This is a genomic window from Psychrobacter sp. DAB_AL32B, from assembly GCF_002224105.1.
In the GTDB taxonomy this organism is placed as follows: Bacteria; Pseudomonadota; Gammaproteobacteria; order Pseudomonadales; family Moraxellaceae; genus Psychrobacter.
Genome location: NZ_NEXU01000016.1, coordinates 1 through 4,269 on the forward strand (window position 1 = coordinate 1; position 4,269 = coordinate 4,269).

Genomic DNA, 4,269 nt, shown 5'->3' on the forward strand with positions numbered 1-4,269 from the left:
CGCATCACGCTCAACAGCTTTAAGCTGGGTTGACTTCATATTGACATTAGACGGACGAATGGCTTCATGCGCCTCTTGTGCGCCTTGTTTATTACCATAGAAATTCGGCTTTTCTGGCACATATTTTGCGCCATAGCTGTCTTCGATGTAGCCACGTACAGCAGCAAGCGCATCACCAGATAAAAAGGTCGAATCGGTACGCATATAAGTGATATGACCCGCTTCGTACAAACGTTGCGCCAAAATCATGGTTTTCTTAACCGAAAACCCCAATCGTGTACTGGCAGCTTGTTGTAGGGTCGAGGTAATAAATGGCGCACTTGGGCGTGATTGCGTTGGCTTCTCTTCGCGTTCTTTAACGATAAAGTCGCTTGCTTTAAGAACCTCTAATACTTTATCGGTCTGCTCTTTATTAACGAGCTTTAGCGTTTTTCCGCCTTGTTTGGTGGCTTCTAAACGAATAGCAATTTGCTCAGCGTCTGCGACTTTTTTGGCTTTGCTATCAGCAATATGGGTATCTGCATGAATCTGCCAATACTCTTCTGGAATAAAGGCGCGGATTTCATGCTCACGCTCAACGACCAAGCGCATGGCAACGGACTGTACGCGACCTGCAGACAAGCCGCGAGCCACTTTTTGCCAAAGCAGTGGTGATACCATAAAGCCAACGACACGGTCTAAAAAGCGCCTTGCTTGCTGGGCATTAACGCGATCGATATCGAGTTTAGATGGTTGTTTAAAGGCATTTTGAATGGCAGATTTAGTAATCTCGTTAAAGACCACGCGCTCGTATTTACTATCTGCGCCGCCGATAACTTCTTTTAGATGCCAAGCAATCGCCTCTCCTTCTCTATCCATATCCGTTGCGAGATAGATTTTGTCAGCGTCTTTGGCTAAGGCTTTAAGCTCTTTAATGACCTTGGTTTTATTTGGCAGTACTTCATAAACTGCTGCCCAATTATGCTCAGGATCAACGCCCATGCGCCGTACCAATGCTTGCTGAGTTTTTTCTTCTTTGGTCAGACTGTCATCTTTTTTAGTCGTCGGCGGTTTCTTTGCGCTTTTGCTGGCACCGACTGGCAAATCTCGGATATGACCGATACTTGAGCGTACGATAAAGTCATCACCCAAGTATTTATTGATGGTTTTTGCTTTGGCGGGTGATTCGACAATTACCAAAGACTTACCTTTTGGGCTGCCTTTGGGTTTGTCAGCAGCGGGCGCTGCGCTTTTTTTAGTTGTGGGTTTTGTCATATGTGACGACACCATAATAAGTAAATTAAAATAAAAGTTGTCTAGCAGCATGCCTTTTATAGGTTTGGTTATAAGGGCATGGCAAATTATTGTAGTAATGGCTGCTAGTAAAATTGGTTATAAAACAAACGATAACCATAACGAAAGGATTCAGTTATAAAGACGTTACACTGCTAAGGCTTAAACTGTCAACTGCAAATGACTGGCCGTATGTCAAAAGCACTTGCATATCGTCCGTTTATGGAGACGAAAAAACAATTTGCTACCTTGTAGCGATATTTATAGGCTCTTCTGCATCTGTAGCGCCCAGTGCTCAAGCTTCTGCTTAAGTAATAATAAATCGTTCTCAATCAATTTCTGCTGATAGGCAGGATTGGTCGATGGGCGTACATAAGCAATATCTTCCCAATAAATAACAATGCTATTAGCCTTAGTCAATAAGCCCTTTACATGTGGCTCAATACTGACTGGCAAATCCAGTGCTACCTTGTCCAAACTGAAATTGGTCTTCTTAACAGTCGTATGAGTATTGCTTTGACTAGACCGAATGGCACTTGGAATACTGAGTTTAGTAGCATCTGTAGTGGTATCGACAAAGTTGCTATCTGGGCGCCATTGCCCATCAATCACTTGATAGCGTGTATATGGCAGCTGCGTATCTTCTAGTACTAAGCAATATTGCCCCATCATCCCGCGGCCATACTCGTTGTCTTTACCCTTTATCCAGTCAGGACAGCTAATGAGCTTTGGATTCAACTGTAAGCGGCGCGCAGTCATGCGCAGCTTATCCAAACGCTGATCGATACCGTTAGGTTTGAGCGCCATCATACTCCCTAATACGAATAGTACAATGGCGACGGCAATCCACATTCCCATGACAATCTGACCTTTTTGCTAAAGTAAACCAGTGCAAGTCGCACATAAAAGCCGTTATTTTTTATAGGATTGACCTTTATATAAGTGCTTAATATTATGAGTACTAAATATATAGGTACTAAATATATAGCTACTTATAATGCGCACGAACCATTAAAAATCAAGCTGACTCAAATTAATAACGCCTCAGTATTCCATTTATAGTTAATTAAGCATTTATTAAATATTTATCAAACATTTATGAAAAGCTACTTGATGAGCAATCGCCTCATCTGTAGAACCATTAACATTTATAGTGCTATATCAGAGGTTTAATATCATAAACCAGCCATTCGATAACAAGATGCAAAAAGTTGTACGTATAAAAAAGTGCTATGATAAACCATAATTTTAAACGCGCGCAGGTTTATTATGAATAATATTATTAAGCGAAACTCATCGACCGTTACTTTTGCTACTCAATTGGTCAGTAAAGTTATGAGTAAATCCAGTATTACCCTATCGCTGATGGGCGCGGCTTTGTTCACTTTATCGGGCTGTGCAACGACCCAAAGCCTAACGCCGCAGCAGTGTCAAAGTAGCAACTGGCAAGAAGTGGGCTATGCTGACGGTATCCGTGGACGCTCAGGCGCTTACTTTGGTCATTATGCCGATAGCTGCGCAAAGGTAGGCGGTCCAATGCCTAATCGTATCCAGTGGGAACAAGGACGCCAGCAGGGACTTAAAAAATACTGCACTGAGCTCAATGCCTATAAACTTGGTCGCGAAGGTTATGACTGGCAGCCTGTTTGCCCACTTGAGGGTATCGAGAAGCTGGAAGAAGCCTACGCACAAGGACGCTACTACTATATCCGCCAACGCGACCTTGATTACTTGCGTTCGCCTTATCCATTTGGTTATGGTCCTAGACCCTTCGGTTATGGCTATCGTCCATTTGGTTATGGTTGGTAATGACTTAGGCAGCACAATACCTTATATAAATGTGATTAATTTTGACTGAGTTTGAGACCAGTTATTGTAAGCATTAAGTCGGCGATAAAATAAAGGAATTTTACATAAAGGAAACCTCACAAGGTTACCCATGCGAGGCCGGAGGAAAAATTTATTATTTTAATTGTTCTTCTTATTATCTTGGTTGTTTTTTTATTGATAAGCGCGCTGGTATTTTTAGCAGGCTTGTGGCTTTAACGATTATTCGTTAACAAAAGCTATTTTAGTCAATCCTGCTTGACTGGCAGCCGCTAATACTTGCGCAACGGTATCGTATTTACCTTCTTTATCAGCGCGCAGTTGTACCGAAGGATCTTTACCCGCTGCACTTTGTTGTTGCAAGCGCATCTCCAGCTCTTCCATACTAATGGGATCACTGTCCCAAAATACTCCTGAATCTTTATCGATACTGATTTGAATAGCCTCTGGCGGTGTCTCATTTAACTCAGCGCTGGTCTTTGGTAAATCTAATGGCACGGTCGGGTTTAGCACGGTCGCCGTCAATAAAAAGATAATCATCAATACCAACATGACATCAATCAGCGGAATGAGATTCATCTCATTCATGCTTTGAACATCATCGTCACCCAATTGAAATGCCATAATTATTCTCAATACGTTTTTTATTATCATTGCAGCTATTACTTTCTAGCTTATCTGTAGCTTTGTTTTCTTTTAACTTACTACCCTATCAATGAATAAGGGTTACAGCTGCGATGGCGCTGATTTATGATAATGTTCTGTTTGTTGAGTGGCTTGTGTATCTGCATTAATATCTTTCGCTAACTGAGCTTGAATAGCGGTAGATTTACTGTCTATTGACGGTTGTTGTATGGCTGCTAGCTCAGTAGATTGCGCCAATAAATCATGCGCTCTATCATTGGCATGGTACATGACGCGGCGATTGATACGCACTGCAAGGTTATAAAACACCACTGCTGGAATCGCAACTGCGATCCCCAAACCCGTCATAATAAGCGCTTCGCCAACTGGTCCTGCAACTTGTCCCAATCCCGCCTGTCCACTCACGCCAATATTATGCAGGGCATGAAAAATACCCCACACCGTCCCAAACAGACCAATCAATGGCGCAATCGCTGCCGTCTTACCGAGGAAAGGTAATCCACGCTCACTGGCAAACAGGTAACG

Annotated in this window: 5 protein-coding genes; 1 reads left to right on the forward strand and 4 read right to left on the reverse strand. The window is 42.6% G+C overall.

Translation table 11 applies throughout. The features are described from left to right. Nucleotides 1–1,254 (reverse strand): type I DNA topoisomerase (gene topA, locus CAN34_RS01570; protein ID WP_089554139.1); only part of this gene is annotated, 1,254 nt, incomplete at its 3' end. A gap of 279 nt (nt 1,255–1,533) precedes the next feature. After that, nucleotides 1,534–2,130 (reverse strand): hypothetical protein, encoded by a 597-nt coding sequence (locus CAN34_RS01575; protein ID WP_089554140.1) that lies wholly within the window; start codon nt 2,128–2,130, stop codon nt 1,534–1,536. 411 nt (nt 2,131–2,541) lie between these two features. Here CAN34_RS01575 and CAN34_RS01580 point away from each other — a divergent pair, with 411 nt between their 5' ends. Beyond that, nucleotides 2,542–3,081 carry a DUF2799 domain-containing protein gene (locus tag CAN34_RS01580; protein WP_254423046.1) on the forward strand — a complete coding sequence of 180 codons (540 nt, stop codon included), beginning with the start codon at nt 2,542–2,544 and terminating at the stop codon, nt 3,079–3,081. A gap of 240 nt (nt 3,082–3,321) precedes the next feature. Here the strand turns inward: CAN34_RS01580 and CAN34_RS01585 are convergent, their stop codons facing one another. Both CAN34_RS01585 and CAN34_RS01590 read right to left on the reverse strand, forming a co-directional pair. Beyond that, nucleotides 3,322–3,723: a biopolymer transporter ExbD gene (locus tag CAN34_RS01585; RefSeq protein ID WP_089554141.1), complete on the reverse strand. Its 402-nt coding sequence runs from the start codon at nt 3,721–3,723 to the stop codon at nt 3,322–3,324. Nucleotides 3,724–3,825: 102 nt separating this feature from the next. Continuing rightward, a partial coding sequence (locus tag CAN34_RS01590; protein WP_133063013.1) for a MotA/TolQ/ExbB proton channel family protein occupies nt 3,826–4,269 on the reverse strand: 444 nt, incomplete at its 5' end.